The sequence below is a fragment of the Paenibacillus sp. FSL L8-0470 genome (assembly GCF_038008625.1).
In the GTDB taxonomy this organism is placed as follows: Bacteria; Bacillota; Bacilli; order Paenibacillales; family Paenibacillaceae; genus Paenibacillus_AQ.
Window position 1 is genome coordinate 5466021 of record NZ_JBBOZM010000001.1, and the last position, 18378, is coordinate 5484398.

General features: G+C 42.7%; 12 protein-coding genes and 1 pseudogene. 8 read left to right on the top strand and 5 right to left on the bottom strand.

The annotated features are described in order from the left end of the window. Positions 1–11: 11 nt before the first annotated feature. Complete coding sequence (locus NST99_RS25030) at positions 12–1595, bottom strand: acyl CoA:acetate/3-ketoacid CoA transferase (RefSeq protein ID WP_341095226.1); 1584 nt, start codon at positions 1593–1595, stop codon at positions 12–14. A gap of 1035 nt (positions 1596–2630) precedes the next feature. Between NST99_RS25030 and NST99_RS25035 the strand changes: the two genes are divergently transcribed. Beyond that, positions 2631–3863 (top strand): nitrate/nitrite transporter, encoded by a 1233-nt coding sequence (locus tag NST99_RS25035; protein ID WP_341095228.1) that lies wholly within the window; start codon positions 2631–2633, stop codon positions 3861–3863. Between the two features lie 37 nt (positions 3864–3900). Next, the gene (locus NST99_RS25040) at positions 3901–8136 is read left to right on the top strand and encodes a bifunctional nitrate reductase/sulfite reductase flavoprotein subunit alpha (protein WP_341095230.1); all 4236 of its coding nucleotides are present in this window, start codon (positions 3901–3903) and stop codon (positions 8134–8136) included. Between the two features lie 152 nt (positions 8137–8288). On the opposite strand, the pseudogene NST99_RS25045 reads toward NST99_RS25040, so the two are convergent. From NST99_RS25045 to NST99_RS25060, 4 genes and pseudogenes are all read right to left on the bottom strand, one after another. Beyond that, positions 8289–8711 (bottom strand): annotated as a pseudogene (locus tag NST99_RS25045) (N-acetylneuraminate synthase family protein); the annotation flags it as partial. Further along, entirely contained in the window at positions 8707–9930 is a 1224-nt protein-coding gene (locus NST99_RS25050; protein ID WP_341095232.1) for a glycosyltransferase family 2 protein, read from the bottom strand. The pseudogene NST99_RS25045 and the gene NST99_RS25050, both read right to left, overlap by 5 nt. A 31-nt stretch (positions 9931–9961) precedes the next feature. Then, entirely contained in the window at positions 9962–11563 is a 1602-nt protein-coding gene (locus tag NST99_RS25055) for a glycosyltransferase (RefSeq protein ID WP_341095234.1), read from the bottom strand. A gap of 93 nt (positions 11564–11656) precedes the next feature. After that, entirely contained in the window at positions 11657–12316 is a 660-nt protein-coding gene (locus tag NST99_RS25060; protein ID WP_341095236.1) for an acetyltransferase, read from the bottom strand. A 181-nt stretch (positions 12317–12497) separates the two neighbouring features. On the opposite strand from NST99_RS25060, the gene NST99_RS25065 reads away from it, so the two are divergent. The 6 genes from NST99_RS25065 to NST99_RS25090 are packed head-to-tail and all read left to right on the top strand — an operon-like array spanning position 12498 to position 18335. Further along, the gene (locus NST99_RS25065; protein WP_341095241.1) at positions 12498–13427 is read left to right on the top strand and encodes a glycosyltransferase family protein; all 930 of its coding nucleotides are present in this window, start codon (positions 12498–12500) and stop codon (positions 13425–13427) included. A gap of 57 nt (positions 13428–13484) precedes the next feature. Beyond that, positions 13485–14180 (top strand): acyltransferase, encoded by a 696-nt coding sequence (locus NST99_RS25070; RefSeq protein WP_341095242.1) that lies wholly within the window; start codon positions 13485–13487, stop codon positions 14178–14180. A gap of 14 nt (positions 14181–14194) precedes the next feature. Continuing rightward, positions 14195–15307 (top strand): DegT/DnrJ/EryC1/StrS family aminotransferase, encoded by a 1113-nt coding sequence (locus NST99_RS25075; RefSeq protein WP_341095244.1) that lies wholly within the window; start codon positions 14195–14197, stop codon positions 15305–15307. Next, entirely contained in the window at positions 15294–16250 is a 957-nt protein-coding gene (locus tag NST99_RS25080; protein WP_341095245.1) for a Gfo/Idh/MocA family oxidoreductase, read from the top strand. The genes NST99_RS25075 and NST99_RS25080 overlap by 14 nt, the downstream gene beginning before the upstream one ends. 16 nt (positions 16251–16266) lie before the next feature. Beyond that, complete coding sequence (locus NST99_RS25085; RefSeq protein ID WP_341095247.1) at positions 16267–17244, top strand: NAD-dependent epimerase/dehydratase family protein; 978 nt, start codon at positions 16267–16269, stop codon at positions 17242–17244. Then, positions 17241–18335 carry a DegT/DnrJ/EryC1/StrS family aminotransferase gene (locus NST99_RS25090; protein WP_341095249.1) on the top strand — a complete coding sequence of 365 codons (1095 nt, stop codon included), beginning with the start codon at positions 17241–17243 and terminating at the stop codon, positions 18333–18335. Before NST99_RS25085 ends, NST99_RS25090 begins: the two co-directional genes overlap by 4 nt. Positions 18336–18378 lie beyond the last annotated feature (43 nt).

An 18378-nucleotide genomic window follows, 5' to 3' on the forward strand; every position in this document is an offset into this window, starting at 1 on the left:
GTAAATAATCACTATACTTCCAATAAAATCTGATTTTTTGCGGCAATAATAGACTTCAATTTTCCCCAGTTTTCCTGGAACATGGCTTGATCCATCTCTTTAAGATTTGGTGAGATCGCCGGTTCAAATTCCATTTGATCCAGAATATGAGTTTGCAAGTCAACACCTGGTGCTATTTCAGTTAATGTAACTTTTCCATTCTGCAGTTCGAATACTGCGCGCTCAGTAACATATACAACGGGTTGCCCAACTTTGGCGGCATATGAACCGCTGAACGTGATTTGTTGCACCTTCTTAATGAACTTTTTTACTTTTCCCTCTTGGAGTATTTGCAATTTTCCATCTTCAGCCTTGATCTCTAGCCCGCCAGCTGTAAATGTACCTGCGAACACAAGCTTTTTGGCAGCTTGAGAGATATTAATAAACCCGCCGCATCCAGTTACACGAGTTCCAAATTTGCTGACATTTACGTTCCCGAACTCGTCTGTTTGAGCCAAGCCAAGGACAGATAAATCGATTCCGCCACCATCATAGAAATCGAACTGCGAGTCATGATCTACAATAGCTTCAGAGTTATAAGCATGACCGAAGTCTTTCAGACCTGCGGGAACACCACCAATCGAACCCGCCTCTGTTGTCAAAATCAGTTGGTCGCTTACTCCCTCTTCTGCTGCTATGTTTGCAACATTAACCGGAATTCCAACCCCAAGATTCAAGATCGTATTCGGTTGAAGCTCTACTGCAGTTCGGCGGGAGATGATTTTGCGCTCATCCAGCAGTAGGGATTCAATAGACTCTGTAGGTACTTTTACATGACCGGAGAATGCCGGATTATAATGAGTGTTTTCTGTCTGGTAATGATTTTCCGGTTTAGAAACAACAATATAATCTACTAAAATCCCTGGCACTTTAACATCTTTAGGATTAAGAGTGCCACACTTTGCGACCGTCTCTACCTGGGCGATAACTATGCCTCCCGAGTTGCGGACAGCCTGAGCGATAGGCAGAACCTCCATATGCAGGCCTTCTTTTTCAAGAGTCAAATTGCCATTCTCATCAGCCACAGTTCCGCGGATCAAGCCGATATTAATAGGGAAGGATTTATAGAACAACCACTCTTCGCCCTCTAATTCAATAACCTTCACTATGTCTTCCTTCGTAGACGGGGACATTTTTCCGCCTTCGACCCGAGGATCTACGAACGTCTCCATGCCTACTTTGGTAATCACACCAGGACGCTTAGCTGCAATTTCCCGGTATAGCTGAGTAATTACACCTTGGGGCAAATTGTACGCTTCACACTTGTCTTCTTCGATGAGCTTAGCCATCCCAGGAGAAGCAATTGCAATTCCGCCAATCCATCGTTTAATTAATCCCTCATGGCCTAAGTGGCTCATTCCTTTGTCGCGGCGGTTGCCGACTGCACTCGCATGCATTACAGTCAAATTCTTCGGTAATCCTGTTTGCACGAAGCGATCTTCAATGGCTATTCCCATCTCTTCTGCCCAGCATGATAATCCAAACCCGCTGGCTGCAACTGTATCTCCATCTTTAATGAGCTCCGCTGCTTTTGCGGCTGAAATTACTTTTGTCATTTAATCTGCTCCCTCATATGTGAATATTTTCACTTTTCTGATTAAAAAAATAAAACTATTGCTTCGCATGCCTTAAATCTATTGTGAAATATTTCGCAATGTCATCGTATTACAGAAAAAAGAACGGGTCAACAGGCCCGAAATAGCTCTACATCAAGGTTTTTTTCTGTAGATTTTTTGCGACTCACTCTTTTGAACACACTCTTTTTAAGCGCATTTTTTCTTTAATGATTATAAGCTTGTTGGAATAGACAAGTGAAATTCAACTCTAATTTTTTCTTATTCGGATTGGATGTAACAGTCGCAAAATAACCACACTATTTCATTCATCTTGTTTAAAAGATATTAAAACAACCTGGAGGTGACCTTTCATATTCGGCGAATTATACAAATTCGTGCAGAATGCATTTTAAGATATTTTACAAATATCAAGAAAAAAATAAAATATTTTTCCCATGCTGCGTAAATTGCATTTTTGCAACACCTGAATCTCTTGAAAAAGACAGAGCTGTAGTTCAATTAATCACCATTGCTAATCAGAAAGGTGTCCCAGGTAAGACTGCCAATGCATACAATCTGGCGCTCCCTGTCCCATAAAGACCTCGTTAACAATCCTTCCTGCTTTCAGCTCGAAACGACCGAACCTGAAGTCCGCTTACCAGAATCAACATATAAACGTCATAATACATAACATAAAAAATTTAAAATACGCATTAAAAGTGCCTGGATATTAAAAATTTTAAATTTTATGTTATTATTATTGACATTTGTGTTGTGACTATTTATATTGACAATATAAGATTTCAACGACACAACATTGTGTCAACGAAGGATGCAACGGTTTCTCCCCACAATGCTGTGGCTCGGATGGCTTGTTGCACCGGTATTCTTACATCTACTTATAAAGTCAGCCACGATGATGTGGCTGCAATTGGCAATGGGGCCGATTAACAAAATCCGCAGTGCGGGTTCTGTCAGTCGGCCCTTTTTTGCCGATTCCCTTACTTGGGGTTCATAAAAAGGAGGATGTCAGCAATGGAAGCCAAAGGTTTTCGCAAGGCGGGTCATGCCCCGAGTTTGTTCTCAGCTTTTTTGTATTTTGACGTAAGCTTTATGATTTGGGTGCTGTGCGGAGCTCTATCGCTCTACATTACCAAGGACTTCGGATTATCGGATACTCAAAAAGCAGCCATGGTCGCCATCCCTATCCTCGGCGGCTCGATATTCCGGATTCCGATGGGCATACTAGCCGACCGCATTGGCAGTAAAAAAGCGGGCCTAATCGGGATGTTCCTCACCATTATCCCTCTTCTGTGGGGCTGGCTTGGCGGAACCAGCCTGCTTCAGATCCATATGATCGGATTCCTGCTCGGTTTTGCAGGTGCAAGCTTTGCCGTATCGCTTTCCCTTGCAAGCCGCTGGTACCCTCCGCAATATCAGGGGCTGGCGATGGGCATTGCCGGCGCAGGGAACAGCGGAACCGCGCTGGCCACTTTTTTCGGACCGCAGATCGCCCAGGCTTACGGATGGCACAGTGTGTTTGGGCTTGCGCTGATTCCGCTGGCGATCGTTATGATTGTTTTTGCTATATTGGCTAAAGACGCTCCGAATGCCCCTGCTCCCAAGCCGCTCAAAGACTACCTCAGCGTCTTCAGGCATGCGGATACCTGGTGGTTCTCGATGTTCTATGCTATTACCTTCGGCGGGTTTGTCGGGTTCGCCAACTATGCGAGCATTTTCTTCTATGATGTGTATGGCGACGGCGTACACTCCGGGGGTCTAACCAAAGTTCAGGTGGGATACCTGGTTACCATCACAGTCATCGCGGGCAGCTTCTTCCGGCCTTTAGGCGGCTGGATTGCGGACCGGATTGGCGGCATGCGCCTCCTGCTTGTTTTGTACAGTGTAATTTCGGTATGTGCGTTTGCCATTGCGTCAATGCCGGGTTCATTCCTGGTGATGCTGCTCTATACCAGTGTAATGATGGCCTGCCTCGGGATGGGTAACGGCTCGGTCTTTCAGATCATCCCCCAGCGTTTCTCCAGTGAGATCGGAGTCATTACCGGAATTGTCGGTGCTGCAGGAGGTCTTGGCGGATATTTGCTGCCGACCTATATCCTGGGCCCGCTGAAGCAGTCCACAGGCTCACAGGTTACCGGTTTTCTGTTGGTCGGTTCCATTGTGCTCCTTACCACCCTTATCTTTTACGCGGTAACAAGATCCTGGAGAAAATCCTGGGCGAAGGCAGAATCCGGGGTTAATTTCTAACCAGCTTGTGCAGAAAACTTTGAGGCGGTGAACTCACATGACAACTGGCAAAATCAAAAGCGTCTGTCCTTACTGCGGGGTTGGCTGCGGGATCGTACTCGAAGTATCGGATAACCGCGTGGTCAAAATCACCGGAGATAAGGAGCATCCGGCCAATTTCGGCAGGCTCTGCACCAAAGGCAGCACTGCTGCAGCCGCGATCACAGAATCCGGCCGGATGGAGTATGCATACAGCCGCCCGTCCAGGGGGATTGAACCTGTCCAAATGGAAATAAATGCAGCCATCCGCGATACCGCGCAGCGGCTGCGCAGTATTCTGGAGGAACACGGCCCGGAAGCCCTCTCCATCTATGTATCGGGCCAGATGTCTCTGGAGGCCCAGTACCTGATTAATAAGCTGGCCAAGGGCTTCATCCGGACGCCAAATATGGAGTCCAATTCACGTCTGTGTATGGCAGGCGCCGGCAATGGCTACAAGCTCTCTCTGGGAGCAGATGGCCCTCCGGGTTCTTATCAGGATATGGATCAAACGGATTTATTCTTCGTTATTGGCGCCAATATGGCCGACTGTCATCCGATTCTGTTCCTCCGGCTGATGGACCGGGTGAAGAGCGGAGCCAAGCTGATTGTCGTTGACCCCCGGCGGACGGCAACTGCGGAGAAAGCTGATTTATTCATGCAGATCAGACCCGGAACAGATCTCGCCCTGCTCAACGGACTGCTGCATCTGCTTGTAAAAAGCGGCCATACGGACCCGGCCTTTATCGCCCGGTTCACCTCGGGTTTTGAGAGTATGGAGGAATTTCTGGAGGATTATCCTCCGGATAAAGTCTCCGAAATAACCGGCATCCCGGAAGCGGATATCCGGCAGGCGGCCGAGTGGATAGGCGAGGCGCCGGAGTGGCTGTCCTGCTGGACCATGGGTCTCAACCAGAGCATCCACGGCACCTGGCACACGAATGCCATTTGCAACCTGCACCTTGCTACAGGAGCCATCTGCCGTCCGGGGAGCGGCCCCTTCTCACTCACCGGACAGCCCAATGCCATGGGCGGCCGGGAGATGGGTTACATGGGTCCAGGCTTGCCCGGTCAACGTTCTCTGTTGTCGGAAACCGATCGAAGCTTCATAGAAAAGCTGTGGGAGATCCCCCGGGGAACGCTTCGAACCGATGCCAGCGGCGGCACCATTTCCATGTTCGAAAGCATGATCTCAGGCAAAATCAAGGCCTGCTGGATCATCTGCACCAATCCGGTGGCTACCGTCCCCAACCGCAAGAAAGTAATCGCTGCCCTGGAAGCGGCTGAACTGGTCATTACCCAGGACAGCTTCCTGGATACGGAGACCAACCGGTATGCGGATATCCTGCTGCCCGGAGCCTTATGGGCTGAAGGTGAAGGGGTGATGATTAATTCGGAGCGCAACCTGACCTTAATGCAGCAAGCCGTCGAGCCGCCTGGAGAGGCCATGCCGGACTGGCAGCTTATCACCCGGGTAGCCGCTGAAATGGGTTATGCTGAAGCTTTTTCCTATTCTTCTTCGGCAGAGGTCTATGCGGAAATCCAGCAAGCCTGGAACCCGAAAACAGGGTACGACCTGCGCGGGGCCACCTATGCACGGCTGCGTGAAACGCCTGTGCAGTGGCCTAGTGCGCCGGATCAGCCGAACGACCGCAATCCGATCCGTTATTTGAACCGTCAAGGCGGCACTGCACCAAGTGAGCTTCCAGATGACAGTTCTCTGGGTATCGTGTTCCCTACAGAAAGCGGGAAAGCTGTATTCTGGGCACGTCCGTATATGCCGCCTGCAGAGATGCCGGACAGCGATTATCCCTTTGTGCTGAATTCCGGCCGCTTGCAGCACCAATGGCATACATTGACCAAAACAGGCAAAGTTCAGAGGCTCAATAAATTGAACCCGGGTCCCTTTGTGGAAATTCACCCGGAAGATGCTGAAGTGCTGGGAATTAAAGACCGAGATCCGGTAGAACTCCGTTCGCGGCGGGGGCTGGCAATTCTCCCGGCGCTCCTTTCAGACCGTGTACGCCCCGGCAACTGCTTTGCCCCCTTTCACTGGAATGATGTCTTTGGATCACAGCTGGCTGTCAATGAAGTTACCAATGATACCGTCGACCCCCTGTCCTTACAGCCCGAGTTGAAATTTTGTTCTGTGTCACTGGTCAAGGCTGCAGGCCAGCCTTCCGGGGAACCGCATGCGCCTGTTATCGACAGCAATCCGGCTTCAACTCCAGCCAGCGCTGAGACCGCCCGTCCGAAGGAGGCCGTAACTATGAAGCAGCTCGACACGCTCGCGGGCATGCTTGGGATTGAAGCCCCCGCAGCCATGATTCTGCATAACCACGAACAGGCTTATCTGTCCGGCTTCATCACTAGCCTGCGCACCGAGGCCGGCCGGTCCGCTTCCGGCATTCCGGTGCTGCCGCCCGCCGCCCCTTTTGAGCCACCAACCCGCTTCTTTGTTGATGGCCTGCTGGCGGGCATGTTCTCCCGCACTCCCCTTCCCGGGGCTGAAGCTAACTTTAGACCCGAACCGTTATCGGAGTCGTCCCCTTCGGAGGCTGCCCCGTTCCCGGAGAGCCCCACGACAACCAACCTTCCGGTAACCATCCTATGGGCTTCGCAGACCGGAAATGCGGAGGGTGCAGCCATTGACTGTGCCAAGAAGTTACAGCAAGCCGGTTATGATGTGCAGCTCGTAAATATGAATCAATATTCCGTGAGCGATCTGGCCAAGAACCAGTCTGTCCTGTTTATCGCCAGCACCTTCGGAGCCGGCGATCCTCCGGACAATGGAGAAAGCTTCTTTCAATCCCTCAGGGCAGAGAATGCCCCACAGCTCCAGGATCTGCGTTATGCCGTGCTCGCTTTCGGGGATTCCAATTACGATCTCTTTTGCGGCTTCGGGCGGAATCTGGATACCCGTCTGGAGGAGCTTGGTGCACAGCGGCTGCTTGACTGTGCCCATTGCGATACGGACTTTCAGGAGCAGGCGGAGGCATGGACGAATGATGTCTCTGCACTGTTGGGCGGATTTACAGGCAGCCCGAAGCCCGCTATACCCGCCGCAGTAAGCGGCATCTCATCCACTCCGGTTGCCGTATCCATCCCGGTTACCACAAACCCGGAACCACGCGGATATCACCGGAACCACCCGGTACCTTCACGGCTGCTGTTCAAGCAGAATCTGAACAAGGCCGGATCTGAAAAGGAGACCCGCCATTACGCCTTCGACCTTACACCTGAAGGAGTGCAGTTCGAAGCAGGCGATGCTCTGGGGGTGTGGCCTGCCAATTGCCCTGACTTGGCCCGCAATCTGCTGCATACGCTGGGCATTGAACCTGCTACACCAGTAATGGTCAAAGGCCAGGGAGAACTGCCGGTGACCGAAGCACTGCTGCGTCATTTCGAGATTGCCCGGGTGACAACCGATATGCTCCGGTTCATCCGGGACCGCGCTCAGGATGCCCGGTTAAGCAAGCTGCTAGACAATGAGAACCTGGCGGACCTCAAGCAATGGCTGTGGGGCCGTCAACTGATTGATGTGCTGCAGGAATACCCGGTTTCCCTCAGCGCACAGGAGCTTGTGGAACAGCTCAAGCCTTTGCAGCCCCGCCTCTATTCGATTTCTTCCAGTCCGAAAGCAAATCCCAACGAGGTTCATATTACAGTTTCCACCGTTCGCTACGAGAACAACGGCAGCGCCCGCAAGGGAGTATGCTCTACATTTCTCGCCGACCTCGCTACAGAGGATACGATCATTCCCATTTTCATTCAAAAGAATGCCCAATTCCGTCCACCGGCAAATCCCGATGCCCCGATGATTATGGTTGGTCCGGGTACAGGCATTGCTCCGTTCCGGGGTTTCCTGCAAGAGCGTAAAGCGTCCGGAGCCAAAGGAAGAAATTGGCTGATCTTCGGAGAACAGCGGAAAGACAGTGATTTTTATTTCTACGACGAGCTTGAAGCTCTTCAGAAGGAAGGCTTCCTGCATCGGCTGGACACAGCCTTTTCGCGCGATCAGGCTGACAAAATCTATGTACAACACCGCATCCTTGAGCATGGAGCCGAGCTATGGGCCTGGCTTCAGGAAGGCGCGCACTTCTATGTATGTGGAGATGCCCGGCAAATGGCCAAAGAAGTAGATGCCGCACTGAAAATGGTAATCCGGCAGCACGGCGGTATGCCTGCGGATGAAGCGATTAATTATGTACAAGAAATGTCGTTATCCAAGCGGTATGCGCGGGATGTCTATTAAGAAGACTATGTGAACTCGCTTTTTCTTTTTTCCATTTATACAACAAACCTAGTACTGGGTACTGGACCGGGTACTGGGTTTGTTTTTTACAGAAACTGTATGCGTTTTGCAGGGCTCTCGGGGCTAATGATTACATATTATTTCAAACATTATTACAATAACTGCTCCCAGCTTAATGGAGTTCCAATTTTTAGATCTTTTTAATTTGCTTTCCCAAAAGTAGATCATAGTATTTTGGATCCAAACCAAATCCTGGACGAATCACTTTTATATTTTCCATTGTCAATACTTCGCCAGCCTTTATATCCTTTGAAATATAAAAAGGGAATCGTATTAAGATTCGAGTTTTCGGGTGAAGCTGGATAACTGCTCGTGCATTTTAATAAAATGAAATCAACGCAGCCTGCATCCTTAATTGTTTTTACTAAATTTTCAATTTCACCAAGTGAAGCCATCCCTGTTGAAACAATCATCGGCTTTCCTTTTGATGCGACCTTTCTTAATAAAGGGATATCATTATTTTCGAAGGAGGCAATTTTGTAGCAAGCAACATCAAGGGTTTCTAAAAATTCAATGTTTTTCTACGGTATAATAAACATCTTTAATATGGTCATAATTTGCTGCAATTTGCCGTAAAGTATCATTAGCTTTTAAATCAGCGGCAATTACGGTATCAAAATGCTGACTAATTCGAATCAATTCACTTTTATTTTCGTAAAATATAAAATGAACCGCTTGATGTGGATATATTTTTGTAAGATATTCTTTAAAATGAAAAGGCACAGCCAGTTTTAGAAGTATATTATCTCTATACATTTTTTTTGTTTCTTTTATCATCGTTTCGAGGTTGCTATTTTTTTCCAGGTCAGAGCAGAAAAGCAAAATAGCCCTATTGTAATCATACATACAACTGCTATTAATTAGCGCTAGATCAATTTCTTCCCTTATTCTTGCAAGTTCAATGTTATTTTTTATTTCAGTGTAATGATGTTTAACAATTGCTGGTGTATGTTTTTCCCGTAGAAGTCTCCCTGCATTTTTCCTTTTCTCGTTTTTTTCTTCAGTATTATAACTTTTGGATTTATAATGATAAATATAGCAATCATCGGCAACCTTTAGTTTAAACCCTGCATTGACTGCCCGAATACAATAATCATCCTCTCCCCCATAGCAAGGAAAGTTTATTTCATCCTGATCACCTATTTTTTCAATGACGGAACGGTTAATCATAAAACAAAACCCATTCACATGATTAACAACTGGAAATATTCTTTTTGATTGTTGTTCTATAAAATATGCCATTTGTTCAATGGTTAGCTCTTTACCGCCTAATTTTTCCAATTCGTTTACCGTGCCTCCATTTCCATTAACATCCTTAGGTACTGACTGATAGCTGGCCGAATTTGATAAAGGTCCAACAATCCCTGTACTGCTTTCAGATTCCATACAATCCATCAGTTTTTCTAACCAATGAATAGATACAATTGTGTCACTATTTAATAACACACAATATTTTGATGTAAACAATTTCAGTCCTTGATTTGATGCAATTGTGTAATCAGTCTTTGAGTTATTAGTTTTTAATTTACAATCATATTTCCTTGCGAAAGAAGCTAAATAGTCTTTTGTTTCTTTTTCACTCCCACTATCCACAATGATTAAATTGAATGGAATGGTTTTTTTTGCTATCAAGGATTCTAAGCACAATTTGACATACTCCAACGCGTTATATACACAGACTATTACATCTATAGTATGTGATCTGTTTAAATTACCACTTTCCAATAATCTCACCTCTACCTCTATTTTTTCTCCCTTTTAAAGGCTAAAAGTTCATTCTATATAAGCGATTTCGCATTTTAATAATTTCTGGACGTCTTTTTGAAAGACTTAATGATTCAACAATAAAAGTTGAATTAGCAGTTGGAATTAGTTCATGCTTAAACCCCTGTGAATGAGTGCGTTTAAATATTTCTTGTGTTGCCCCACCATATTCATCAACACGCTCACAGAACATGCCAGCTCTTATTAGATCATTTCGGTAAACACAGGAGAAGTTCTCAACAAATCCTTTTATTATTCCTTTTGTACCAAATAACCATTTTTTAGGCATTAGATTTTTGACAAATTCACTAATAGCATTGGAATGCATACTTATACGCTGATCGCAAAATACTAAAATATCACCACTTGCCTCTATTATCCCTACATTACGAGCTCTAGCTAGCCCATAATCATTTTCCTTTCGGGATGTGTTTCGATATACAACTGGAAAAGAGACTGAACGTGCAAATTCCTCTATTACTGACTGATTTTCACTATTCGGATTGTCATCACAGATAATTAACTCTTTATTAACATAATCTTGGGCAGCAATAGATTGTAAACAATTAAGTATTGTATGATGATATTCATAAATTGTTACAATTACAGAGACTGGGGTTCCAGGAAAAAGGGAACTGTAAAGCTTTTGATAATTGTATGCTCTGCGTTCGTCTGCTTGTTTTGAGCCAATTTGCCAAGCTCTCTCGCGCATAACTAAGAGCTCTTGCTCGTTGCTCAGAAGATTCTCAATAGCATTTGTCAATGAAGCGACATCATTTAATGGAGACTCTAATAATCGCATACTATTCTTTTTGTTAAGTTCTGGCACATGTCCGACTAAACGGGAAAGAATTGGCACCCCAGAGATCATGGCCTCTAATATTGAAACAGGTCCAATCTCACTTTCATCCGAGTTACAAACGAATAAGGTAGACTGATAATACAATTGTTGAAGTTCTTCCTTACTCATCTCTTGTCGGTAAGTAACACGTCCAGTTTCTAACACTTTAGTTAAATAGCTTTCATCCGATTTTCGACCAACCAATAAAAGGTTTAGCCCAAGGTTACGGCATGCAACTGCTACTTCAAAAACTCCCTTTTCTTGCTTTATTTCATCGGTAACCATAATCAAATTTTTATTATTCGTCCACTTGTCATTAAAAGTCCAGAAATTAGTATCCACTGTTAAAGAAATAAACACGCTGCCCGGTATTCTTCTTTGCATCGTTTTATTTGAAGAGACTACTTTATCAAACATGCTATATTGACTGTTATTTAGATAATCAGGAATATAGTTGGTTAATATTTTTTTCTTCTCTGAAAGCCAGGGATACCTGTTTAATAGCAAAAGCGCAATATGAGGATGTTGAAAATCAATAATGTCTGCATCCTTACCGTATTTTTCGAATCGCATAAGTTGAGAAGTACTTGGGGTTGTAGGATGTACATCCAAAACTTGGTAATCATAGCGATCCATATAGGGCAATAAACCATTAGCTAAATAATCTATATCTGAACCGATCTGGTCAATTACGCTAACTATTTTTAACAAAATTATATCCCATCCTTTCCTCCCACTATAAAATAATAAATGCTTTTCCACTCACATCCTCAATTAACTTATGTCTCAAATTTAATCATTGTCACTTAATTTGAAAGAAAAGGCTACTGATTGTATTCCCCTCCCCCGGCCACATCAGCGGGTATATCTTAAAAATTTTGCTGGGTTACCAACAACTACATTGTTTTTCGGAACATCACGCAAAACGGCACTATTCATCCCGACAAGTGAAAAATCACCTATTGATACATTTTGTTTTATTGAGCTATTTGTTCCTATATAGCATGATTTACCAATTGCAACAACACCGGAAATACAAACTCCACCAGCAATACAGGAGTAATCGCCGATAATATCATCGTGACTTATCACTGTATTTGGAAGGATGATTACATGATCACCAATTTTAACATTTGATGTAATCGTGACATTCTGGAAAATAACCGTCCCCCGACCAATATCAGACATTTTTGATATATGGGCAGTAGGATGAATAATAGTTTCGAATTTTTCGATACCGACTTTCGTCTTTGCTATAATAGATTCTTTTTCCCAAAAATTTCGAGGACTTCCTATACCGTTCACAATAAAATGCGATGGAGGAAGATCTTTGGCAGTGGGAAGCGGGCCAAGAATGGGTAACCCTGCAATCCTTTGTCCCCAATGATCTGGGTTATCATCAAGGAATCCGACACATTCATATTTTAATTGAATAGCATTAATGTCATTTATTGTATCCAAAATATCAATACAGTTTCCACCTGTACCTAAGATAACAATTGGTCTGATTGTCATTATTACACACTCCTTGAAAGTCGATTAGTTATATTAATGTATGAGACATTAAAAATGTGTTTAATCGGAAGTTCCATTCATGTCTATGGAATGTTAAACATCCAATGCATAATATAATTTTGAAACTTGTAGATGGATTTTTCATGAGTTGATTGATTGACTAATTTGAAAGGAGTAACTTATGGAAAAACTCAAGATATTATATATTAGCCGTGATTTTTCCAAAAAGACGGAAAGACATCCATATTATCTCTCTCAGGCATTGTCTAAGGTAATCGATTTAGTGCTATGGAGTGAGCCAGGGGATATTCAAAATATCCTGAATCATATCAGGTTTAGGCCGGATTTTATATTGATCAATGATCCGGTTGACAATCGTTCTCCCGTCATCACCGGACTCTCCTCTCTTAATATCCCATTCGGTGTTTTCATGTATGATCTTCATCGACTCGTGCAAGAACGTATCCTTTTTATTGAGCAGAATCATGTTCCATATATTTTTACACTTTGTCGAGATTACTTTATAAATAGGTATCCCAAATATCTCCAAAGAATGAGGTGGCTGCCTCACTTTGCCAATGAAGAGGTCTTTAAAGATTATGGGTTACCTAAAGACATCGATTGTTTAATGATGGGGGTAGCAAGGAGGTATTATCCGTTAAGAAAAATCATGTATGATGCTTTAATAGATAAGCCTTTTTTTGTTTATCATCCACACCCTGGTTACGAAAACCAGGATGAAACCAGGAAAAATATTATTATAGGAGAAAAATATGCTAAGGAAGTTAATCGAGCAAAATTATTTTTAACATGTGATTCAACCTTCCATTATCCATTAGCAAAGTATTTTGAAGTTCCGGCTTGCAACACTCTTTTGCTTGCGCCACCCTTAAAAGAGCTAGAGGATATAGGATTTATACCGGATGTACACTTTGCCTCTATTAATGAAAAGAATTTTTTGGAAAAGATTGAGTTCTATTTAACCCATGATCAAGAACGGGCAAAGATGGCAAATGAAGGTTATAGAATGGTTCATACAAAACATTCAGCGACGGTACGTGCCTTAGAGTTAGTAAATATGATTAAGAGTATCTTAGGTACTCACAATTGATATAAGAAAGTGGAGTTACAATTTTTTCTAATTTGATACCAAAAAGAGGGGATGCAAATGATTGATAGATTTAGTGAGAATGCAAATATAGGTGAACTGGTCGTAATTCAGGAGGGTGTCGTATTAGGAAAAAACGTTTCTATCGGGCATCATACGGCTATTTTGGGAAATACCCGAATTGGGGATAACGTAACGATAGGATCTCACTGTATTATCGGGGTTTATCCCGGTGGAAATGCAAATATGCGAAAAACGGAGACTACTTTACCTCCACTTGAGATCAAATCTAATGTCAAAATAGGAAATCATGTTTCGATTTACACGGGAACTATAATCTCTGAAGAAGCATTCATTGGGGATCAAGCAAGTATCCGTGAAAAAGTACGGATTGGAGCGAATACTGTCATAGGTCGAGGTGCCATGGTTGAATTAAATACATCAATTGGTTCGCATTGCACCATCCAAACCTTAGCTTATGTTACGGCAGATACTACGATTGAAGATCACGTCTTCATTGGTCCATGCGTTTCCATGTCCAATGATAAATATATGGGAGCAAAAGAATTTACATTGAGAGGTCCTTATATTAAGGAAGGAGCAAAAATAGGGAATAATGCATCATTGTTACCTGCCATCATTATAGGTAAGAATACTGTGGTTGGTGCAGGGGCCGTTGTGACAAAAAATGTGCCGGATTTTGAGACAGTTGTAGGAAACCCAGCAAGAAAAGTACCGGATGAAAATACCTTGTAAAGGATTGAAAACAAATGATACCTCAATTGGATTTGAAGGCGGAATACGAGAGTGTAAAGGATGAGATACAGAAGTCAGTTCATGAAGTTCTGGAAAGTGGATCCTATGTTCTAGGGAATAAAGGAAAGCAAATTGAAAAATTGTTATCCGAATACGTAGGGACCTCTTATGGCATTGGGGTTGCGAATGGGACAGATGCACTCCTTCTTTCATTGGAAGCCATGTCTATTGGGGATGGAGATGAAGTCATTACTCCCCCCTTTACCTTCTTTGCCACAGCAGAGGTTATTGCTCGTGTCGGGGCAAAGCCTGTTTTCGTCGATATTGATCCCATAACGTATAATATGAACCCCGCTTTGATTGAACAAGCGATAACAAAAAAAACGAAAGCAATTATGGTTGTACACCTTTTTGGACAATCGGCAGATATGGAAAAGATTATGGAAATAGCGAAAAAATATCGTTTAAAGGTTATTGAGGATGCATGCCAATCCATCGGAGCCACTTTTAATGGAAAAAAAGTAGGATCATTTGGTGATACAGGTTGTTTTTCGTTTTTCCCTTCCAAAAATCTTGGAACATATGGAGATGGAGGTATGGTAGTAACGAGTGATAAGGATTTATATGAAAAAATTAAAGTATTGAGAAATCATGGAAGCGAAAAAAAATATGTACATTCTGATATCGGTTTAAACAGTCGGTTAGATGAAATCCAAGCAGCCATATTAGAAGTGAAATTGAAGAGACTAGATGATTGGAATCAAAAAAGGAGAGAAATTGCGAACCGCTACTCAGAAAAGTTGATAGGTTTGGTTAAAACCCCTATTACGGTGAAGAATCGGGAACACGTCTTTCACCAATACAGCATTGAAACAGACAATCGCGACGAATTAGCCTCATACCTAAACCATAGAAAAATTGCTACAGGCATCTATTATCCCCTACCCCTTCATCTTCAACCTGCCTTCCATGGACTCCATTATCAAAAAGGAGACTTTCCAATAGCAGAAAAGGTTTCGGAAAAAATCCTGGCCCTGCCGCTTTATCCAACGTTAAAAGAATACGAACAAGATTATGTAATATCCTCAATTAAAGAATTTAAGGGTGATAGTAATGGAATTAATTAATATTGGGGTAGCCGGAGTCGGAATTATGGGCATGAATCATTGCCGAACCCTGGATAAGATGAAAAATGTCCATTTTGTTGGTGTTTATGATAACGATATGAAACGGTGCCTGAAAATAGCTAAGGAGTACGATGTTTGTCCTTTTTCGTCATTTAGTGAATTATTAAAAAAAGTGGATGCAGTAATCATTTCTGTTCCAACCAGTTTACATTTCACTTTCATCCAACAGGCATTGCAGGAAGGAAAACATGTTTTGGTTGAGAAACCATTCGTCAGTTCGATGAAAGAGGCAGAACAAATTAAACCATTAATCAAGGCTAAGAATGTCATTGTTCAGGTAGGGCATGTGGAAAGATTCAATCCGGTAATTCAACAGCTAAACAAAATTATTAATCGCCCCAAAATGATTTCCATTGAAACGAGGCGATTAGGGGCCCTCAACCGAGTGATTGACATTGATGTTATTTTTGACCTTATGATCCATGACATTGATATTGTCTTAAGTTTGGTCGGAAGTCCGATTCAAAGCCTTTCTGCGGTAGGTTATAGCCTGACTGAATCTGGGCAGATGGATGTGGCTAATGCTGTGCTTACATTCAAAAATGGGGTCATAGCAAATCTGGTAGCCAACCGCCTATCTCAGGAAAAAGTAAGGACGTTGACGATCACCGAAAGAGATCGGTTGATCAAATCTGACTATATGACCAAAGAGTTATTTATCTATCAAAAAGTGGATTCTGTTATAGAAAAAAATCTATCCTACCGACAAGAAAGTATAGTTGAAAAGATCATCGTTCCCAACACTGAACCCCTTTTTGCTGAAATCGATCATTTTGTGCAATCCATTCGAATGAAGCAATGTTCCATTGTAGGGCCTGAAGAAGCATCCAAAGCCTTGGAAGTCGCACAGATGATTAGAGCATACATCGAGGGGAACAAGTAACAAGTGGAGGTGGACTATGAGGCCTAAAATAAAAAATAGCACGATATTAATTACCGGCGGTGCGGGATTTATAGGGAGTCACTTGGTAGAACAATTAATGATGAATGAAGCGAAACAAGTCATAGTTGTTGACAATATGTTTTTAGGAAACAGAGAAAACTTATCAGACGCATTGTCCAAGGGAATGGTCTTATATGTAGATGATGCCGAATTAAAAGACTCTCTGGAATATATAATTGAAAAACATAAGATTGATATTGTTTTCAACTGTGCCACCAAGGCATTGAATTATTCCTTTATCAATCCATCGAATGCCTATATGACAAATGTGATCGTTTTAAATAATCTGCTTGAGTTACAGAGAAAAGGAGCATTTAAAACACTTTGTCACTTTTCATCATCTGAGGTTTATGGCAGCGCACAATATGAGCCGATGGATGAACAGCATCCGATACTTCCAACTACGGCCTATGCTGCAGGCAAGGCCGCTGCTGACACCATGTTACACAGTTATGTTAACATGTTCGGTCTGGATGCGTTTATCGTCAGACCCTTTAATAATTATGGTCCTAGGCAAAATTATGAAGGCCCTCTATCAGGAGTGATTCCTGCAACGATTATGAAATTGTTAAATGGTGATGCTCCGGAAATCCATGGAACCGGTCTACAAAGTAGAGACTATATTTATGTAGTAGATACAATCGATTCTATAATCAAGGTTTATGATGTGATTAAACGTGGAGATTGTGTAAATATTGCAGCCGGTAATCACATTGCAATTAAAGAAATTATCTTAAAAATATCAAAAATCCTCAATTATAAAGGTCCTATTTTATATAAAGATTGTCGACCGGCAGATGTAGCCTGTCATCATGCAGGCAATCAAAAGATCAAGTCGATGATTGATTTTAATTTAGTGGATTTTGATGAAGGGTTATTAAAAACGGTTCGATGGTATAAAGAAATATATAACAAGAGGAATGTTCTTAAATGATAAAATTAATAAAACCTTATATTACCTTTCAAGAAGTTGAAGAAGATTTCAAAAGAATATTTGAATCAGGAATTTTTACCAAAGGAGAATATGTAAACAAATTCTTACAGGAAATAAAAACTTATTTAGGAGTCGATCATGCCTTCCTGACCACCTCTGCGACTACAGCATTGACAATGTGCTTAAAATCACTCGGAATAGGATTGGGAGACGAGGTGATCGTATCCGACTTTTCTTTTCCGGCAACCGTAAATGTTGTAGAGGATATCGGAGCGATGCCAATTTTTGCGGATGTGGATCAGGATACTTACAATATGAAATCGGAAGAACTAGAAAGGAAAATAACCCAAAAAACAAAAGCAGTCATATTCGTGGATGCGTTCGGAAACCCAAGCGGAATATCTAAAATAAAAGGGATATGTGAAAAACATCAAATACCGTTGATTGAAGATGCTGCTTGTGCCATCGGGAGCAGTGAAAATGGAGTCAACGTAGGTAAAATCGCAGATCTTACCTGTTTTAGTTTTCATCCCCGGAAATTGCTTACGACTGGCGAAGGAGGAGTGATTACAACCAATAAGAAAGAAATCGCGGAAATTATGAGTGTTAAATTAAACCATGGAGCGATTGTCCGAGATGGAATGGCTGATTTCATTAATTATGGATATAATTACAGACTATCGGAGCTTCAAGCAGCAATGGGAATAAAACAATTAAATAAATTAGAATCAATTGTGAAAAGTAGGAGCAGTATAGCTGACGAGTATAAAAAGAGACTCCATCTTTTAGGTTTTAAAAGGCAAAATTCGCTGGACAATGTGATTCATAATATTCAATCCCTCGTTTTTATGGTTCCCGAAGGGATGAATAGAGATCATTTAATCGCTTATTTAACGGAAAATGGAATTGAATCCACAATAGGAACGTATTGCCTGAGCAATACAACTTATTATAAGAACAAATATAATAGTGTTCAGCCAATTGCGAAATATCTTGAAAAAAATACCGTAACTCTTCCTTGTTATGATAACGTGGATCACAAATATATTAGCAACATAATAGAAAAATATGTGAGGACTCTCGAGGATTAAGCAGTCCAATGGGGTGGCTGCCGATTTCTTCTATTTGAAAACA

What these genes read in the sequence shown, in the direction of transcription:
- NST99_RS25035 (WP_341095228.1), top strand. Translation starts at nt 2,631, where the DNA reads ATGGAAGCCAAAGGTTTTCGCAAGGCGGGTCATGCCCCGAGTTTGTTC.
- NST99_RS25030 (WP_341095226.1), bottom strand. Translation starts at nt 1,595, where the DNA reads ATGACAAAAGTAATTTCAGCCGCAAAAGCAGCGGAGCTCATTAAAGAT.
- NST99_RS25090 (WP_341095249.1), top strand. Translation starts at nt 17,241, where the DNA reads ATGATAAAATTAATAAAACCTTATATTACCTTTCAAGAAGTTGAAGAA.
- NST99_RS25085 (WP_341095247.1), top strand. Translation starts at nt 16,267, where the DNA reads ATGAGGCCTAAAATAAAAAATAGCACGATATTAATTACCGGCGGTGCG.
- NST99_RS25060 (WP_341095236.1), bottom strand. Translation starts at nt 12,316, where the DNA reads ATGACAATCAGACCAATTGTTATCTTAGGTACAGGTGGAAACTGTATT.
- NST99_RS25080 (WP_341095245.1), top strand. Translation starts at nt 15,294, where the DNA reads ATGGAATTAATTAATATTGGGGTAGCCGGAGTCGGAATTATGGGCATG.
- NST99_RS25070 (WP_341095242.1), top strand. Translation starts at nt 13,485, where the DNA reads ATGATTGATAGATTTAGTGAGAATGCAAATATAGGTGAACTGGTCGTA.
- NST99_RS25075 (WP_341095244.1), top strand. Translation starts at nt 14,195, where the DNA reads ATGATACCTCAATTGGATTTGAAGGCGGAATACGAGAGTGTAAAGGAT.
- NST99_RS25040 (WP_341095230.1), top strand. Translation starts at nt 3,901, where the DNA reads ATGACAACTGGCAAAATCAAAAGCGTCTGTCCTTACTGCGGGGTTGGC.
- NST99_RS25065 (WP_341095241.1), top strand. Translation starts at nt 12,498, where the DNA reads ATGGAAAAACTCAAGATATTATATATTAGCCGTGATTTTTCCAAAAAG.